This window comes from Rhodococcus sp. MEB064 (genome assembly GCF_000834565.1).
Taxonomy (GTDB): domain Bacteria; phylum Actinomycetota; class Actinomycetes; order Mycobacteriales; family Mycobacteriaceae; genus Rhodococcoides.
In genome coordinates this window covers 67,148-84,284 of record NZ_JXQS01000005.1, presented here as the reverse complement: position 1 = coordinate 84,284, position 17,137 = coordinate 67,148, and the positions used below count along the sequence as shown (strand labels likewise).

General features: G+C 64.6%; 14 protein-coding genes and 1 pseudogene. 8 read left to right on the top strand and 7 right to left on the bottom strand.

Going from position 1 to position 17,137, the window contains the following annotated elements:
* Positions 1-77: 77 nt before the first annotated feature.
* Genes mmsB through chvE form a run of 3 tightly spaced genes read right to left on the bottom strand, consistent with a single transcriptional unit; the run spans position 78 to position 4,089 of the window.
* On the bottom strand, positions 78-1,412 hold the full coding sequence (gene mmsB, locus RU01_RS02635; protein ID WP_042572945.1) for a multiple monosaccharide ABC transporter permease: 1,335 nt from the start codon (positions 1,410-1,412) through the stop codon (positions 78-80).
* Positions 1,409-2,947, bottom strand: coding sequence for a multiple monosaccharide ABC transporter ATP-binding protein (mmsA, locus tag RU01_RS02630; protein ID WP_042572972.1), 1,539 nt, complete (start codon positions 2,945-2,947; stop codon positions 1,409-1,411). The genes mmsB and mmsA overlap by 4 nt, the downstream gene beginning before the upstream one ends.
* A gap of 8 nt (positions 2,948-2,955) precedes the next feature.
* Positions 2,956-4,089, bottom strand: a complete 1,134-nt coding sequence (chvE, locus tag RU01_RS02625; protein WP_042572971.1) for a multiple monosaccharide ABC transporter substrate-binding protein — start codon at positions 4,087-4,089, stop codon at positions 2,956-2,958.
* Between the two features lie 290 nt (positions 4,090-4,379).
* On the opposite strand from chvE, the gene RU01_RS02620 reads away from it, so the two are divergent.
* The 7 genes from RU01_RS02620 (at position 4,380) to RU01_RS02590 (ending at position 12,657) form a co-directional block, all read left to right on the top strand.
* Positions 4,380-5,192, top strand: coding sequence for an acyl-CoA thioesterase (locus RU01_RS02620; RefSeq protein WP_442970432.1), 813 nt, complete (start codon positions 4,380-4,382; stop codon positions 5,190-5,192).
* An 87-nt stretch (positions 5,193-5,279) separates the two neighbouring features.
* Complete coding sequence (locus tag RU01_RS02615; protein WP_042572943.1) at positions 5,280-6,905, top strand: long-chain fatty acid--CoA ligase; 1,626 nt, start codon at positions 5,280-5,282, stop codon at positions 6,903-6,905.
* An 87-nt stretch (positions 6,906-6,992) separates the two neighbouring features.
* Positions 6,993-8,201, top strand: a complete 1,209-nt coding sequence (locus RU01_RS21990; RefSeq protein WP_052493091.1) for a hypothetical protein — start codon at positions 6,993-6,995, stop codon at positions 8,199-8,201.
* Positions 8,201-9,568: an outer membrane protein assembly factor BamB family protein gene (locus RU01_RS02605; RefSeq protein ID WP_042572942.1), complete on the top strand. Its 1,368-nt coding sequence runs from the start codon at positions 8,201-8,203 to the stop codon at positions 9,566-9,568. Before RU01_RS21990 ends, RU01_RS02605 begins: the two co-directional genes overlap by 1 nt.
* A gap of 199 nt (positions 9,569-9,767) precedes the next feature.
* Entirely contained in the window at positions 9,768-11,657 is a 1,890-nt protein-coding gene (locus RU01_RS02600) for a helicase-related protein (protein WP_231568574.1), read from the top strand.
* A 69-nt stretch (positions 11,658-11,726) separates the two neighbouring features.
* Positions 11,727-12,077 (top strand): TA system antitoxin ParD family protein, encoded by a 351-nt coding sequence (locus RU01_RS02595; protein WP_052493090.1) that lies wholly within the window; start codon positions 11,727-11,729, stop codon positions 12,075-12,077.
* A gap of 4 nt (positions 12,078-12,081) precedes the next feature.
* Positions 12,082-12,657, top strand: coding sequence for a zeta toxin family protein (locus RU01_RS02590; protein WP_042572939.1), 576 nt, complete (start codon positions 12,082-12,084; stop codon positions 12,655-12,657).
* Positions 12,658-12,661: 4 nt separating this feature from the next.
* Here RU01_RS02590 and RU01_RS02585 read toward each other — a convergent pair whose 3' ends face one another.
* The 4 genes and pseudogenes from RU01_RS02585 to RU01_RS02570 form a co-directional block, all read right to left on the bottom strand.
* A complete protein-coding gene (locus tag RU01_RS02585) occupies positions 12,662-14,032 on the bottom strand; it encodes a cytochrome P450 (RefSeq protein ID WP_042572938.1) in 1,371 nt (456 codons plus the stop codon).
* A gap of 111 nt (positions 14,033-14,143) precedes the next feature.
* Positions 14,144-14,653, bottom strand: a complete 510-nt coding sequence (locus tag RU01_RS02580) for a hypothetical protein (protein ID WP_231568573.1) — start codon at positions 14,651-14,653, stop codon at positions 14,144-14,146.
* A gap of 70 nt (positions 14,654-14,723) precedes the next feature.
* Positions 14,724-15,323: pseudogene (locus RU01_RS02575) on the bottom strand (transposase); the annotation flags it as partial.
* Positions 15,324-15,417: 94 nt separating this feature from the next.
* Positions 15,418-15,729: a putative quinol monooxygenase gene (locus RU01_RS02570; RefSeq protein WP_042572937.1), complete on the bottom strand. Its 312-nt coding sequence runs from the start codon at positions 15,727-15,729 to the stop codon at positions 15,418-15,420.
* Positions 15,730-15,836: 107 nt separating this feature from the next.
* Between RU01_RS02570 and RU01_RS02565 the strand changes: the two genes are divergently transcribed.
* A complete protein-coding gene (locus tag RU01_RS02565; protein WP_027504856.1) occupies positions 15,837-16,778 on the top strand; it encodes a GlxA family transcriptional regulator in 942 nt (313 codons plus the stop codon).
* The last annotated feature ends 359 nt before the right edge of the window (positions 16,779-17,137 follow it).

Sequence of the window (17,137 nt, the reverse complement as noted above, 5' to 3'; positions counted from 1 at the left end):
ACGTGTCGGCGTCATCGTCCCCCCGTTCGCTCGATGGTCGTACCTGATCTCAGCACGCCCGAGCGCTTCCTGCCTGTCTAGTTGGGCGTGGAGGGTGGCACGGTGACGGCCGGGCCGGGTGCGGACGGGGTGGTGCCGCCCAGCATCTCGGCCGGAACCGGGAGACCCATGTAATTCGACGGTGCCGGTTTCTCGGCCTTGTCCGGTTTACCGCCTCGACCGCTGGCGGCTCGACGCTTCGTCCAGATGTCGAACGCCACGGCAGCGAGGAGCACCAGTCCCTTGACCAATTGGACTCGCTCACTGGGCGATCCGATGAGGGACATTCCGCTGTTGATGACGGCGATGATCAGTCCGCCGGTCAGAGCGCCGACGATGCGACCGACACCGCCCTGCACTGCTGCACCACCGATGAAGGCGGCCGCGATGGCGTCGAGCTCGAATCCGTTACCGGCGGTGGGGCCGGCCTGGTTGAGTCGGCCGGCGAAGATGATGCCGGCAAGGGCGGACAGCACACCCATGTTGACGAAGAGCCAGAACGTGACCGGCTTGACCTTGATGCCCGACAGCGACGCGGCGTGGATGTTGCCGCCGATGGCGTAGACGTGGCGACCGAATACCGTTCGGCCGGCCAGCGTGGAGTACCCCATGACGAGCACCGCGAGGAGGATCAGGACGTAGGGCAGGTTCTTGAAGCGCGCCAGCTGAACAGCGATGGCCAGTACGAGAAGTCCGGCGAAGGTGACCTTGGCGATGAACAGCGGCAGAGCGTCGACAACCTGGCCGTACTTCTGCCGTCCTGTGCGGGTCCGCCACTGGCTGAACACGATTCCAGCGATGGCCGCGATGGCGACCAGCAGCGTGAAGATGTCGGCGCCGCCCAGGGGTCCGAGGCCGACGTTGCCCAGGAATCCCGGGAGGAAGCCGTTGGACAATGTCCGCACCGGTCCGGGGAACGGCCCGATGCCCTGGTTGCCCAGCACGATGAGGGTGACGGCGCGGAAGACGAGCATGCCGGCCAGCGTGACGATGAACGCGGGGATGCCGAAGTACGCGACCCAGTAGCCCTGCCACGCTCCGATCAAGCCGCCCACGACGAGCGTGATCAGCACCGCCAGCGGCCATGGCACGTTCTGTTGAACCATGAGGACACCGGCGATGGCGCCGGTGGCCGCGACCACCGATCCCACGGACAGGTCGATGTGGCCGGCGATGATGATGACGACCATGCCGATGGCCAGGATCAGGATGTAGGAGTTCTGCACCACCATGTTGCTGATGTTCTGCGGCACCAGGAGTTGGCCACCGGTGAGCGCGGTGAAGAGCAGGATGATCAGCGCGAAGGCGATGAAAATTCCGCTCTGGCGGAGGTTTCGCGTGAGCAGCCCCCGGACGGTCGACAGCTGATTCATCGAAGTACTCCTGTTCCACGGGTCATAAGATGCATGAGAGATTCCTGCGTCGCGTCCTCCCGAGTCACCTCACCGGTGATGCGGCCTGCGGACAGCGCGTAGATCCGATCGCACAGCCCCAACAGTTCGGGCAGCTCGGACGAGATCACGAGAACGGCCTTTCCTGCATCGGCGAGGCTGTTGATGATCGAATAGATTTCGAACTTGGCGCCGACGTCGATTCCTCGCGTCGGCTCGTCGAGAATGAGCACGTCCGGATCACTGAAGATCCACTTGCTCAACACGACCTTCTGCTGGTTGCCACCGGACAGCTTGCCGACAACGGCTTCCACGTTGGGAGCCTTGATGTTCATGCTCTTGCGGAAGCCCTCGGCAACCTCGTACTCGTGGTTGTCGTCGACGAATCCGTGTGCGACCAGTTTGTCCAGGGCCGCGGTGGAGATGTTGCGTTTGATGTCGTCGATCAGGTTGAGCCCGTAGCGCTTGCGATCCTCGGTCGCGTACGCGAGGCCGTGTTCGATCGCGTCGTTGACCGACTTGATGTGGATCTCTTTGCCGTACTTGTACAAGCGCCCGGAAATGTCCGTGCCGTAGCTGCGCCCGAAGACGCTCATGGCCAGTTCCGTGCGGCCGGCGCCCATCAGCCCGGCGAGGCCGACGATCTCACCGCGGCGGAGCGTCAGGTTCGCCTTGTCCACGACGGTCCGACCGTGCTGGGTGGGGCTGTGCACGGTCCAATCCTCGATCCGCAGCACCTCCTCGCCCACCGTGGATTCGTGCGGCGGGAAGCGGTGCTCGAGATCGCGGCCGACCATGAGCGAGATGATGCGATCCTCGGTGACATCCGGGTTGCGCATGTCCAGTGTCTCGATGGTCCGACCGTCGCGGATGATCGTGGTCCGGTCGGCGATGGCCGCGATCTCGTTGAGCTTGTGCGAAATGATCACGCACGTGATGCCCTCGTCCCGCAGACCGCGCAGCAGGTCGAGAAGGTGGGTGGAATCCGAATCGTTCAGTGCCGCGGTCGGTTCGTCGAGGATCAGCAGTGTCACGTCCTTGGACAGTGCCTTGGCGATCTCGACGAGTTGCTGCTTGCCGACACCGAGGTCGTTGACGACGGTGACCGGGTTCTCCCGCAGCCCTACACGGTTCAGTAGGGCTGCGGCCTCGGAGTTGGTGCGGTTCCAGTCGATGAACCCACGCTTGGACCGCTCGTTGCCGAGGAAGATGTTCTCGGCAATGGACAGATGCGGACTCAGCGCGAGTTCCTGGTGGATGATGACGATGCCCTTGGCTTCGCTGCTCCGGATGTCGGAGAACTCGCAGGCCTGACCGTCGAACACGATGTCGCCGTCGAATGTGTCATGGGGATACACACCCGACAGAACCTTCATGAGCGTGGACTTTCCCGCGCCGTTCTCGCCGCAGATCGCGTGTATTTCGCCGCGCTCCACCGTCAAGGTGACATCCTGCAGTGCTTTCACGCCCGGGAACGTCTTGGTGATCCCGCGCATTTCCAAGATCTGGCTCGTCATCGCCGAACTCACTTCAATTGATCCTCGGTGTAGTAGCCGCCGTCGACGAGGAGCTTCTGGTAGTTGTCCTTGTAGACGATCTCAGGCTGCAGCAGGTAGGCGGGAACGACCTTCTCACCGTTGTCGTAATCGGTCGTGTTGTTGGTCTCGGGGGTCTGGCCCTCGAGAACTGCCTGTGCCATCTGGATGGTGACCGCCGCCAGTTCGCGGGTGTCCTTGTAGATGGTGGCGTACTGCTCACCGGCGATGATCGACTTGACCGACGGGACCTCGGCGTCCTGACCGGTGACGATCGGGTAAGGCTGACCGGCGGTTCCGTATCCGTTGCTCTTGAGCGCGGACAGGATTCCGATGGACAGGCCGTCGTAGGGCGAGAGCACGCCCTGAACCTTCTGGCCCGACGAGTACGTCTTGGTCAGCAGGTCTTCCATGCGCTTCTGAGCGGTCGCCGGGTCCCAACGAAGGGTTGCGGCCGTCTCGAAGTCGGACTCACCGCTGCCGATCTTCAGGGTTCCCTTGTCCAGGTACGGCTTCAGGGTCTCCATGGCACCGTCGAAGAAGAAGGTGGCGTTGTTGTCGTCGGGCGAACCGGCGAAGACCTCGATGTTGAACGGGCCGGCGGGGGCATCGGCCTTGTCGGTGCCGTCCTCGTTCTTCAGGCCCAGGCCGACCAGCAGGGACGTGGCCTGGTCGACGCCGACCTTGTAGTTGTCGAAGGTGGCGTAGTAGTCGACGTTCGGCGAGTTGCGGATCAGGCGGTCGTACGCGATGACGCCGATGCCGTTGTCCTTGGCTTCCTGCAGCTGCGTGGTGATGGCGGTGCCGTCCACGGAGGCGACGATCAGCAGCTTCGCGCCCTGGGTGATCTGGTTCTCGATCTGGTTGACCTGGGTGGGGATGTCGTTCTCTGCGTACTGCAGGTCGACCTTGTAGCCCTTCGACTCGAGCGCGCTCTTGAGGTTGTCGCCGTCGGCGATCCATCGAGCGGACGACTTGGTCGGCATGGTGACACCGATCAGAGCGCCGGCCGTGTCCCCTCCGGTCGTCGGAGCGTCAGCGTCCTTGGTGCTCGATCCGCAGGCCGACACCGTGATCGCGATGGCGACCGCGGCAGCAGCTACGGGTAGATATCGGAACTTCATCGTGTCTCCCTGGTGGTGGTGGTCGTTCATGGTCGGCGCGCGTCCGACTCGCTTCGAGCTCCGAGGTGTTCGTCATGTCACGTCGCGTACGCATGAACGCATGTGGTCCGAGTCACACCGCTTGAAGAGTGTGAGCGATAACAGAACCGTTGTCAACGTGCTCTCCGAACTGGGGAGACGCGGTTGTTAGCGTTAACACGTCAGCGTTCGCCGCGCAGAGTTTTCGGAGGGAGTTTCGGCTCGATCGCCGGGCCGCGAGTTATGCTTCCTCGCATAACTACGGAGTGAGGATCACCATGAGCCACGCGGGACACCATGTCTTCGACGACGCCCTGTCGCTGGAGAACCTCGGCGACGGACTCTATCGAGGCCATACGTCGAAGCCCTACAACAACATGGTCGGCCCGTTCGGCGGCGTCACCGCGGCGACGCTGATCCGCGCCGTCGAGATGCACCCCGCCCGACTGGGTGACCCTGTCTCCCTCACAGTGAACTTCGCCGGGCCCGTCGCCGAGGGCGCTTTCGAGATTTCGGCCCGCGCCGTGCGCACCAACCGCAGCAACCAGCACTGGTACCTCGAACTGAGCCAGGACGGAACGGTTGCCACGACGGCCACCGCCGTCTTCGGTACCCGACGGGAAACCTGGGACTCGCTCGAGTCCTCTCCTCCCTCCGTACCCGCGCCCTCCGACGTCGAGTCCGTCGATTTCCCGGAGTTCATCGCCTGGGCGAACAACTACGACATGCGCTTCACCGCCGGCGCGTTGACGGAGACGGAAGCGGCCGATTCCGTAGCGACGCTGTGGGTTCGCGACTCCCCTCCCCGCCCGCTCGACTTCACCTCACTCACGTCGATGAGCGACATCTTCTACCCCCGCGTCTTCCAGCGTCGAGGAAAGTACGTCGCCGCCGGCACGATCTCGCTGACGGTCCACTACTTCGCCACCGCAGACGATCTGGCCGCCCAATCCGACGACTTCATCCTCGCCACAGCCCATGCCCGACGCTTCCACAAGGGCTACTTCGATCAGACCGCCGAGTTGTGGAGCACCACCGGCACTCTGCTCGCCACCGGTCACCAGGTCGTCTACTACAAGGACTGATATCGGACACCTGCCGGTCCGCAGTGTGCACAATGTGACGCAGGGCACGTTGCTTGCGCGCCGCGTGGATCGACCAGCAGGAGAGTCATGAAGAGCACCATGCAGGACACGCCGATGTCCATCGGCCAGCTCGTCCGATACGGAACATCCATTCACGCGTCGGCACAGATCACGACGTGGAGCGAGACCGGTCCGTCCACCGTCACGTTCGCCGACTTGGGGCGACGGGCCGCGCAGCTCGCACATGGCCTCCGAGCCCTCGGTATCGACGGCGATCAGCGCGTCGCCACCTTCATGTGGAACAACTCGCAACACATGGAGGCCTACATGGCCGTACCGGCCATGGGTGCCGTGCTGCACACGCTGAACATCCGACTGTTCCCGGAGCAGCTGACCTTCATCGTCGAGCATGCCGAGGACAGCATCATCATTGCCGACGCCAGCCTGCTCCCCCTGCTGACGCCGTTGCTGCCGACCATGTCGACGGTCCGCCATCTCATCGTCGTGGGCGCCGACCCCTCTCAGGTGCAGGCCCCCGAGGGCATCGAGGTGCTCGGCTACGAGGACGTCCTCGCCGGTCATCCCGAGGAGTTCGACTGGCCCGAGCTCGACGAAGGTTCAGCTGCCGCAATGTGTTACACCTCGGGAACGACCGGAGATCCGAAGGGCGTCGTCTACTCGCACAGGTCGATCTGGCTGCATTCGATGCAGGTCTGCATGACCGATGCGATGGCACTCGCTCAGTCCGACACGGTCTTGGCCATCGTGCCGATGTTCCATGCGATGTCGTGGGGATTGCCCTATGCGGCACTGATGGTCGGCGCGTCGCTGATCATGCCGGACCGCTTCCTGCAGCCTGCGCCGCTCGCCGAGATGATGACCACTCTGAAGCCGACCGCCGCGGCCGCTGTTCCGACGATCTGGCAGGCACTTCTGGTCCACCTCGAGGACCACCCGGCGGACCTGTCGAGCCTGCGCGACGTCACCGTGGGCGGCAGTGCGTGCCCGCCGAGTCTTCTGCGGGCCTTCCACGAGAAGTACGGCATCCACATCTCGCAGGCGTGGGGCATGACCGAGACGTCACCGCTCGGCACGTCCGGGCGCCCGGACGTCGGCTTGTCGCCGGAGGACGAATTCGACCTGCGGTGCACCCAGGGCCGTTTCGTCTCGGCGGTGCGGGCGCGGCTTGTCGATGACTCCGGTGCCGTGTTGCCCTGGGACGGGAAGCATGTCGGCGAACTCGAAGTGCGGGGGCCGTGGATCACCGGCAGCTACTACAAGGTCGACTCGGCGGACAAGTTCGACGACGGGTGGCTGCGGACGGGCGACGTCGGCACGATTTCCGAGGGTGGGTACCTCACGTTGACGGACCGGTCCAAGGACATCATCAAGTCCGGCGGCGAGTGGATCTCGTCGGTCGAACTCGAGAATCACGTGATGGAGCATCCGGCCGTACGTGAGGCAGCCGTCATCGGCGTGCCCGACCCCAAGTGGGACGAGCGGCCCCTGGTCGCGGTCGTCGTGCGCGACGGCCAGGCCGTCACCGCGGAGGAGCTGCGCGACTTCCTCGACGGACGAGTTGCGCACTGGCAGTTGCCCGAACGGTGGACCTTCATCGACGAGGTGCCCAAGACGAGCGTCGGCAAGTTCGACAAGAAGCGGCTGCGAGGGTCACATGCGGACGGTGCGTTGGAGGTTGTCGAGGTCGGCTGAATCCCCGTGCTCGACTCGGGGACGGACACCTGAACATTCCGAATGGTATGAATGGGCGTCCGCCCCCTAGCCGAGCGAAAGCGAGCCATGGACGAGAAGAGACAGCCGCGCCACGACACGCTGATGTCCACCTTCGTCGTCGTGTCCATCGTCGCTCTCGGGGTCGTCGTCGCCGGCCTCACGACGCCTCCGGAGGAGCCCGCCCTGACGGTGCAGCCGGTGAATCCTGTCGAGACCACACCGCCGCCGCCTGCTCCCGAGTACGACATCGTGACACCCGAGGTTGCCTACCCCACCACCATTCCGGGCTGCGAGACGGTCGAGCCTCCCGTGGAGAGCAGCTATTTCGGAGTGGCCGGGATCGGCGAGTCGTCATACGACAATCCCGATGCTCCGTGGTTCACCGGGCCGAAAGCGCACCTCATGTCGCAAGCCCTCGTTCGTGCGCTCCCTGCCGACATCACGTTCGCACGGGGCATGCTCCCGTACTTCGATCCGATACCGGTGTACGAGAACCTCCCAGAGGAGGACCAATTCGACAGTACGTCGGCACTGGTCGATGTCACTCGGGGTGATCGTTCCGGATTCATCAGCATCGGTGTCTCGCAGCAGACTGACGGTGTGCCGCCCTGTGTCGCCGGGGTGCTCGACAGCCGCGAGTCGATGAGCGACGGCACTGTGGTCGACAGGCAGGACACGTGGCGGGAAGTCGACGGCGCTCGGACATCGACCCGGAGCGCCACCGCGTATCGCACCGACGGATCGCAGATCAGTGCTTACGCGTCAGCGACCGGTGGCGAGGACCGACTGCCGTTCTCGATGCCCGAACTAGTCCGCATAGCGACCGACCCGGCGTTCGTGACGTCGACACCTGCGCCGCCCGCCACACCGGGAAACATCGCCGAATGCAATTCATATCCAGGAACCGAGGGTGTCGCACAAGAATTCACCGCACCGGTCGTCGAGTCTTTGAGCGACGCACTCGCCCGCGCGGACACGGGAAATCTGGCGCCCACACCTCCGCTGGGAGCACTGCGCTCCAGCGTGAACGGCGGCGCGCTGTGTCAGGTCGTGAACAGTGCTGCCGGTCGGTTGACCATCAGCCTCGGCAGTCCGGTGCCCTCGGAACAGCTTCGGGAAGCCCCACAGGGGCTCGGTCCCATACCGGTCAGAGTTGGAACGGTGGTGTCCATTCCCACGGTGTCAGGATTGGGCGTCACCCTGGTCACCGAGAACCCCTGGGACCCGGCTGAACTGGATCGTATTGCCCGCACTCCGGCGCTGGTTGCCCAGTGATGCCGACACGCCTGATCCTCGCGGGAACCGTTGCTGCAGTCTCGGTCGCCGCTGCCGTCGTGGTGGTCACCCAGGATCGAACGACGACCGTCAAGCGCATCACTGACGCGTCACCCTCGGCGCCGGGAGTTGCGTGGACCGTGGATGCGGCGGACAGCGGTCTGGACGGTGCCCGCTTCGCCGACCCACGAGCGGGGTCGATGTATCCCTACGTCGCGGGGTCGATCCGAATCGATGACCACCTTCTGACAATCGCCGCCGTCGTGGACTCCCAGGGGCCTTCGACGGAGGCGCGACTGATGTCGATCGACACCGCGTCGGGCGCACTGGAGTGGTCGGTGCCGGCGACGGATCTGCAGTCGTGTGCGGAACAGCCCATTGATAACCAGTTGGTCTGCATCACGCCGAGTTACGCCGATGACCCGACCCTTCGAACCTTTGATCTCACGACCGGCGAGTCCGCGACGCACGGGGACACGTCGGATACGTTCGCCATGACAGTCTCGGACGGTCACGTCTATACGACCAGCGGCAACTTGGAAGACGCGGACGTCACCTTGCATCGCGGAACTGTGGACGATCTGTCCGCCGACTGGACGGCTCCCCTGCAGGCGTGGGCCGGCTGGGAGGACCAGTATGCGGATCAGCTCGCAGTCGCCGACGGCACTGGGCACTTCGATGTCGGCGGCGGCTTCTCGACATTCGATCCTCAGACGGGCGAGCAGATCTGGGCCTCCGACGTACTCGACGATTGCTTCTCTGGCGGCTACAGAACGGTCGGCGACGTCGTTGTCGGCTCACGGCTGGACTGCGATTCCTACGAGCCGGTGGGCGGCATCGCCTACTCACGCACAGGAGACGTACTCGTCGAGTCGGCGAACCAGGTGCCGACGTACCTGACCATCGACGAACCGACAGACGAATCCGTGCCCTTCGTTCTCGGGGCCGCCTATGACCGCACGACCGGCGAGAAGCGTTGGAGCAACGACAAGCTGATCGTCGATCGTCCCGCGGATGACTACAACGAAGCGAGCACGTACGGCGCGTTGCAGTCGGTGATCGGTGATGTCGGAATCCTGTCCGGCGAGTCGTCCATGATCGGACTCGACATGATCACGGGTGAAGAGCTGTGGGAAGCAGAGTCATTCTCGCCGGTCGGAACGGACGGTGACGTGATGATCGCAGTGCGCGAAAGCGATCTCGTGGCCGTCGATCTGCACTCCGGCGATGTGGTGTGGACCGCCCCTCTGGAGAATTTCCGGGAGGGCGAGCGTCTCAGCCCCGAAACTATGATCGGTGGAGAGGGCGGCGCTCAAATCCTGCAGTCAGGATCGGAGATCGTCAGTCTGGCCCCTCTTCCGAGCTGACTCGGCTCGCCGGCAGCGATTCGGCCATATCCAACCTTATGGCCACAAGGTTGGATATGGCACGGTCGTATCCAACCTTGGCGACGTTGTCGGACGTCGATGCAACTCTTGGCCGTGCCCGGTTCCTACGGCACCGGATCCCACTTCGGCGAACGACCCTTGTCGTGGCCATCAGTTGCGATCGGAGAGGATGTTCCCGATGCCACCACGTAGACGCTCCACCACGACTCGTACCGTGAAGGCCGGGCAGAGCAGCGCAGCCCGGAAGTTCGCCGGCACTGCCAAGAGGCCGACCAAGCGCCGCGCACCCGCGAAGAAGACCGCAGCACCGGACCTGCGCGTGCCCGACGCCGGTGAGCGCGTGTGGGTGCTGGACGTTCCCTTCGAGGATCGCTCCGCCGCGAGTGCTGCGGGAGCGCGCTGGCACCCCGGCCCGCGAGTGTTCGCGTACTACGGCACCGAATTGCCCGAGTACCTGCAGCCGTACGAGTCGATGCCGTACAGCCTGCAGCGGTGGCTCGAGGACGATGCCAACGAGACCTGGCGCCCCGAGACAGTGCATGCCCGTTCGCTGCTGCCCCGCGACACCCAGCTCGAATCGGTGCATCGGCAGCTCACTGCCCTCGAGGAGGGCTTCCCGTACTTCGCACAGATGGACTCCACCGGCTTGGGCAAAACCCTGTCGGTGTGCGAGGCGGTGCGGCAGATGTCTGCTGCCGAGATCGGCACCGTCCTGGTCGTCGCACCGAAGGGAGCGCTGCCGGGATGGCGTCGGACGATCGCCGACAGTGAGGCCGATATCGAGCCCTCCGACCGCAAGCGCTGGCTTCTGGTCACCTACCAGTCGACGAAGAAGCTGCTGTCCGTCCCACCGGACACCGATCTGGGGAAACGCAAACGGACACAGAACAAACGAACGATCACGCTCGGCGAACTGCGATTCGACATCGACGTCGTCATCGCCGACGAGTGCCATGCGTTGATGAACATCGAATCGCAGCAGTCGCAGATCGTGTGGCGCTATCAGGAAGCCGCGCGGTCGGTGGTGTGGATGTCCGCGACCCCCGGTTACCAGCCGCTGCACTTCGCGTACATGGCGCGCGCGATCGAGCAGTCACGCGGCGTCGAAATCGTGGGCGACGACGACCAGCTCGGTTACGCCCTCACCGTGAAGTGGGCCAACTTCCTCGACGAGTCCGGCTTCGCGATCAAGGCCGGCAAGGCGTCGACCGGGCTGGCCACGTGGCGCTGGGAGCCAGAAGATGCTGCCCGCCGCGAGCGCGATATCGCTGCCGTGCACGGGTGGTTGTCGGGAGGTGCTGTGCCGTGGTCGATCTCGCGACCGTCCCCGCCCACGCCCCGTGAACCGCTCGGGCAGGAGCTGACCGCCGCGCAGAAGCGGCTCTACAACTCCGCATGGGTCGACTACCGCAAGGAGGTCGGTCTGCCGATGTGGAAGGTGTCCGGCGGCAAACGGGTGCTGCAGAAGAATCCGAGTGTTCGCGCTGCAACGCTGCGGTTCCGCCAGAAGTGTTCGTATCTCCGCATACCCGCGTCCGCCGACCAAGTGCGTACGTGGGTGAAGGCCGGCAACCAGGTGTTCGTGTCGATGTTCTACCGCGAGTCCGTCGCCGCTCTCGCCGACGACTTGCGCGAGAGCGGGCTTGCCGTTGCGGTGGTCGACGGCAGCATGAGCAGTCCGGAGCAGGAGGCCGAGATCCGGCGCTTCCAAACCGGGGACGCGACCGTCATCGTGTCGACCACAACGAGCGCCATCAACCTGCACACCAACGAGATGCTGCTGCCCGAAGGCACGACGTCCACGCTCGCGCCTCGGGTGACGCTGATCCACGACCCTCGGTGGACACCCATCGACATCCGCCAGATCGAGGGCCGCGCCAACCGCGTCGACAAGGACCACAACCACACGACCTCCACCTGCTACTACGGCTACGCCGAGGGGACCGTCGAGGAGGAGATGGTGCTGACCGGAGTGGAGCGGATCGCCGACCTGGGATCGATCGTCGGGCAGGCTGATCTGATCGATCCGGAAGCGTTCCTGGCTGCTCGGGTTACTGCTGACAGCTAGTCATCATCCGGCAGTAGATAGCTGTGGCAGATTGCTACACTAGGTGCACGACAACGAACGGAGCAGCTCATGGGTACGACGTCATCGCTACGGGTCGACGATGAACTGTATGCATCGGCGAAGCTGGTCGGCAGTGCGTCGAGCCGGAGCGCAGCCCAACAAATTGCACACTGGGCACTGGTCGGGCGTGAGATCGAGGCCTCACATCACATAGCCTCACGCGACATCGCCGGGGTATTGGCAGGTCGGCAGAACTACGACGCGCTCACCCCGCGAGAGCAGGCAGTCGTACGCGCGGAATGGTCCGAGCGAATCGACGCGATGTCAGAAGGCCTGGATCTGCGCAGCGAATTCGAGGCAGAAGGACGGGCCTTCGTCGAATGCGACGAAGACGGCGCTGTGATCGAGCATCGTCCCTGACGGAATGACCCGCGACCCGGTCCTGCACCTGCTTGCCGGCCCGAACGGCGCCGGCAAGAGCACCTTCTTTGCTCGGGTGCTGGCGCCCGTCACTCATCTTCCCTTCGTCAACGCCGACGAGATCGCTACCGAGAACTGGCCCGGTGACGAACAAGCGCACGCGTACGACGCATCGAGGTTAGCCGCCGAACAGCGGGTGGCCTTACTCGCACAGGCCGCGTCGTTCGTCACCGAGACAGTCTTCTCGCATCCGTCGAAGCTCGATCTGATCGAGACGGCGAACGAGGCCGGGTACCTCGTCACACTTCATATCGTCGCCATTCCGGTCGACCTGGCCGTAGCCCGCGTCGTCAACCGCGTCGAGATCGGCGGTCATTCCGTGCCCGAGGCAAAGGTCCGTGAGCGATACGTGCGCCTGTGGCCCTTGGTTCGATCCGCGATCGATGTCGTCGAAAATGCCCGCGTCTACGACAATACCAACGCACGCAATCCCTTTCGCGTTATCGCTCGTTACGACCATGGTCGACTGGTTGGGGACCCGTCATGGCCGTCGTGGGCTCCCGCCGCACTGATGACCTGACACCTCAGCCACGCAGCGACACGTACAGACCATGCTCGGATGCCGTGTGGATCGGATAGGCGTTGTCCGGGTGCGTCGTGTCCACCGCGGCGTCCGGGTGCGCCTGAAGGAAGTCGTGCACGAACACCGCGATCATCGACGACGCGAACGACTTGCCAGGGCACGATCTCGGACCCTTGCCGAAGGGGATCACCAGCGGGGCGACGTGATCCGTCGCGTGGGCGTTCAGTATCCGGTTCGGATCGAATGTCGGACCGTGAACCGCGTGCGCGGCATGAATGTTCGGCATCACCAGCGTATTACGGTGCAGATCGACACTGCCGTCACCGAGCACGATACGGCAGTCGTCGATCACCCGCCCGTTGAACACGGACCCGGGGGTGTCGATGCGCAACGCTTCCATCACGCACGCACGAACCACTGCAGAATCACCCAGCGACTCCACCGGAACAGCCGCGAAGGCGTCCTTCCACTGCGTGTTGGCGGGATCGAGCAGATGCTTCAGCGTGGCGAGAATGGCCGTGCGCGTCGTGTCGACACCGGCAATGAACGACGTCGTGGTGTCGTCACGGACCATGGTCGACGAGAACCCCGAGATGCCGTGCAACCGCCTGATCTGGCCGGCGATGGTGTCGTCGAGCGGCGTATCCGCCAGAGCCGAGGCGTGCTGCAGAAGCGTCCGAGTGTTGGTCCGCATCCACCGTTGCTCCTGCGAGAACGTCCACCGTTGCAGCCGTGGCTCGACTCTCATGGCGTAGGTGTTCGCACAGCGTCGAAGGCGTAAGAAGTTGTCGTACATCGCATCTGCAAACGGCAGCGCCTCATGGGCGCCGCTCTCGTCGACGTAGTCGATCACTGTCGTCGCCGCGTCACCCCACAATGCCTCCGCCACAGCAGTGCGTACGCACTCGGTGACGATCGGCCGCAGGTCGATGCTGTCGTCGTCCGCACGAACATGAGCCGGCAATGCGCGCGTCATCGCTGCACGGGCGGACCCGGCGCTCGTCGCCACGATCATGTTGCGTTTGCGGTCACGGAAACGAGGCTGTTGCGCCGAGGAGAATGTCAGCGCTTCGGGACTCAGCTGACCGAACGAATACTGCGCGGCGGTGTCACGATCGATATGCACACCGGCGATCTTCGGATTGACGATTGCTTCGATGGCCCGGCGCGACACCGCATACAGCTGCACTCGACTGCCACGCCAGGTACCGATGAAGTCGGAGTCTCGATCGTCGACGAACAGGTAGTCACGCGACAGCTTCTTCCCGAACGCGTCGGACACCCTCCGCTCCGATGACAACGGCAACGGTCCGCCGACGAAACGGATCCCCTGCCGTTGGTAGCTGGCGCGCTGAGCGAATACCGACGCCACGCCACCACGCTCCTCGACAGGGCCGGCTCTGCCACGAACCGGACTCAGCGTGACAGTAGTGCCCAGCAGGTCACTGCGCTTGGGATGGTTCACAACGAGCGGCGGTCAACCTCACGGGACTGTCAGAAGACCGAGCCCCGGAAACAATGTCTCGGAGAACGGCGCGGGGAACTGGCGGCTCTGCGTCACCACAACAGCGACCTGACCGGGTCCGGTATCTGCGACGACGTCGAGCGGGAGCCCTCGGGCGCCAGCGTTCGGATCGACGGCCGAGAGGTCCTCGGAGGCCCAGTGGCGGAAGTCGACGGCGCCGGACGCTCCTGTCGAAAGATTGCGCCACTGCACCGTCATCCACCGGTAGTTGTACTGGTAGTAGTACGGCTTGATATCGGCGGCGGAGAACCGGACCGAGCCCGGCCGCTCCCCCACCGTGGCCTTGATCGGCGTGGTCTGGATGAGCCCGCCGGGCACGCTGACCGGCCCGATCTCCAGACCCGTCACGACGGGCACCTGCAAGATCGAGGTCTGGGGTGCAGCGGATGCCGTTCCCGCACCCACCCCCAGGAACACCGGGATCGCGAGTGCCAAGGCCACTGCCGCTCGACGCGTTGTCTGTCGCATGGTCATCACTCTGGCACCGTCAGGCAGAAAAAGACCGATCGTTTTGTGACTGTTACCGAGTCTTGATGGCTCATCCCAATCGGGGGTGTACGAGTTGGGGTCTGAAGCCGCCGGTCTCGAGCAGGCTTCGGGCGATGTAGTTGGTCAGGTTGCGGAACCCGAGTGCGGAGCCGCGCAGGTGTTCGAGCCGTCCGTTGAGCGCCTCGGTCGGCCCGTTGCTGGTGCCGGGTCGTTCGAAGTAGGCGAGCACGTCGGCGGCTCGCTTCTTCAGGGTCCGGCCCAGGGTGGTGAGCTCGGTGAGCACCTTGGGGACGCCGGCGCTGAGGTCGGTGATCAGCTTCTCCATGAGCTCGCGGCCACGTTGCCGGTCCTCGTGGCGATAGGCGGCGATCATGCGCTGGTAGACACCCCAGGTCGCCTCGACCTCGACGTGAGCGTCATCAACGAACAGCGCGCGTAGCCTGTCGCTCTGCTTGTCGGTAAGCAGGTCCGCGCCGGTGTGCAGCGTGCGCCGCGACTTGTAGAGCGGGTCGTCCCTGAACCCACGGTGCCCGTGGATCGCGAGTTGGACCCGGCGCCGACACCTGTCGAGGGTGTCACCGGCCAGGCGCACGACGTGGAAGGGATCCATCATCGTGACCGCGTCCGGGATCTCCTCTGGCCTCCTCGTGATCGGCCCGTCGGGGATCGTCAACGTGGTGCGGGTGTCGAGGCGATCGGGTCCGACGGCTCGGCGGGGCGCGATCGTCTCGTGTGTTGGCGGACTACGGGAGCTTGGACGCGAGGACGTCGGCCGCCAGGATCTCGGGTGCTGCGCCGAGGAGGTGCTGGTTGGCCATCAGGGCTGCGACGATGGCGCCGTTGGCGTGGGCGTCGCGAGCGGCCTCGTCGGGGAATGCATCGAAGATCCAGAAGGTGTCGGCGTGGGTCCTAGCCGCGAACCAGACAATCGTTCCTACTTCTTCGTTGGCGAGTGCGACAGCGCCGGTGAGCAGATCGGCGAGCGCGTCGTGCTGTCCATCGGCCGCGACGATCTTGGCGACGAAGGCATACGGAAGTGATGCGGGTGTGGACATGAGGGGTTCTCCTTGAAGTCGGGGTTCTTCGTGGGGCGAGTTCAGCGTATGACGAGCGAGGGCCGGTGGGGAGTGGCGTATACGACAGTATTGCTATTGTTCACGCCATGCGTATCGGACTGATCGCGATCGACGGCTGCTTCGGTTCGGCTGTCGCGTCGGTCATCGACATCGTGCGGGTGGCCGACGGAGCCCGCGGCGATGTCGACCCGCGGATCGACCCGATCGAACTCGCCATCCTCGGACCGAAACGGCGAGTGACCACGACGGCATCGATGACCCTGTCGGTAGACCACCCGCTGTCGGAGTCCGGAGAGTTCGACGTGGTCGTCGTCCCTGCGCTTGGAACCCTCACGGCCGCCGCTACCAACGACGCCCTCCAGAGCCGAGATGCACGTTCGGTCATCGCCTCACTCGGGCGCCTCGACGACGCGACCACCCGGATCGCCGCGGCGTGCACCGGTGTGTTCGCCGTCGCCGAGACTGGACGGATGCATCATCGGCGGGCGACGACCAGCTGGTTCTTGGGGCCGGAGTTCCTGAAGCGCTATCCGACCGTCGCCCTCGATCTCGACACCATGGTCGTGGTCGACGGGAACCTCGTCACCGCCGGCGCCGCGTTCGCCCACATCGACCTCGCGCTCTCACTCGTGCGATCGATCAGCCCCGACCTGGCCCAACATGTCGCCAAGCTACTCATCATCGACGAGCGTCCGTCGCAGGCGGCCTTCGTCGCCTACGAACATCTCCGGCACGAGGACCCGATCGTCGTCGAGTTCGAACGCTTCGTGCGCGCCCGCCTGGACGAACCGTTCAACGTCGCCTTCGTCGCGCAGTCGCTCGGCACCAGCCGGCGCACCCTCGAACGACGAGTCCGTGCGGCGCTCAACCTCACTCCGCTCGGCTTCGTCCAACGGCTTCGCATCGAACGAGCTCGGCACCTCTCAGCAACCACGGACCTCACCTCCGCCGAGATCGCGCTACGGGTCGGCTACGCGAACGCCGAGACTCTGCGCTCCCTCCTGCGCAGGGAGCGACGCCGTTCCTGACCTATCGCCATGCCTGTAGCCGGTGTCCTAGCGCTCGGTTGGAACCACCTCTCAGCACGTCGCGTCGACGCTCCTGCGTCGCCCCTGGACGACCCACTCGACACGCCCGCAGCACAGGCCATGTGACGTGCCCCGGCTTCCCGGACGGTCGGGGTTGGGTGGCTGTGATGTCGCTGCGTTCTCGTCGAGGGGGTCAGCAGACCCGATCAGGGTCGATTGGGATGAGCCGCGAAGGCGGTCAGGTCAGGGCGGCCGAAGCCGGCCGGCGGGGTAGCGTCGGACACGTCGAGGTCTTTCGGATGGATGGCGTAGGAACCTCCATCGTCGGGAGACCTCGACGTCTATCTGCGGACCGACGC

Bases quoted from the DNA above. Each gene is read 5' to 3' on its own strand.
- mmsB (WP_042572945.1), bottom strand. From the start codon at position 1,412: ATGAATCAGCTGTCGACCGTCCGGGGGCTGCTCACGCGAAACCTCCGC.
- mmsA (WP_042572972.1), bottom strand. From the start codon at position 2,947: ATGACGAGCCAGATCTTGGAAATGCGCGGGATCACCAAGACGTTCCCG.
- chvE (WP_042572971.1), bottom strand. From the start codon at position 4,089: ATGAAGTTCCGATATCTACCCGTAGCTGCTGCCGCGGTCGCCATCGCG.
- RU01_RS02615 (WP_042572943.1), top strand. From the start codon at position 5,280: ATGAAGAGCACCATGCAGGACACGCCGATGTCCATCGGCCAGCTCGTC.
- RU01_RS21990 (WP_052493091.1), top strand. From the start codon at position 6,993: ATGGACGAGAAGAGACAGCCGCGCCACGACACGCTGATGTCCACCTTC.
- RU01_RS02605 (WP_042572942.1), top strand. From the start codon at position 8,201: ATGCCGACACGCCTGATCCTCGCGGGAACCGTTGCTGCAGTCTCGGTC.
- RU01_RS02600 (WP_231568574.1), top strand. From the start codon at position 9,768: ATGCCACCACGTAGACGCTCCACCACGACTCGTACCGTGAAGGCCGGG.
- RU01_RS02595 (WP_052493090.1), top strand. From the start codon at position 11,727: ATGGGTACGACGTCATCGCTACGGGTCGACGATGAACTGTATGCATCG.
- RU01_RS02590 (WP_042572939.1), top strand. From the start codon at position 12,082: ATGACCCGCGACCCGGTCCTGCACCTGCTTGCCGGCCCGAACGGCGCC.
- RU01_RS02580 (WP_231568573.1), bottom strand. From the start codon at position 14,653: ATGCGACAGACAACGCGTCGAGCGGCAGTGGCCTTGGCACTCGCGATC.
- RU01_RS02570 (WP_042572937.1), bottom strand. From the start codon at position 15,729: ATGTCCACACCCGCATCACTTCCGTATGCCTTCGTCGCCAAGATCGTC.
- RU01_RS02565 (WP_027504856.1), top strand. From the start codon at position 15,837: ATGCGTATCGGACTGATCGCGATCGACGGCTGCTTCGGTTCGGCTGTC.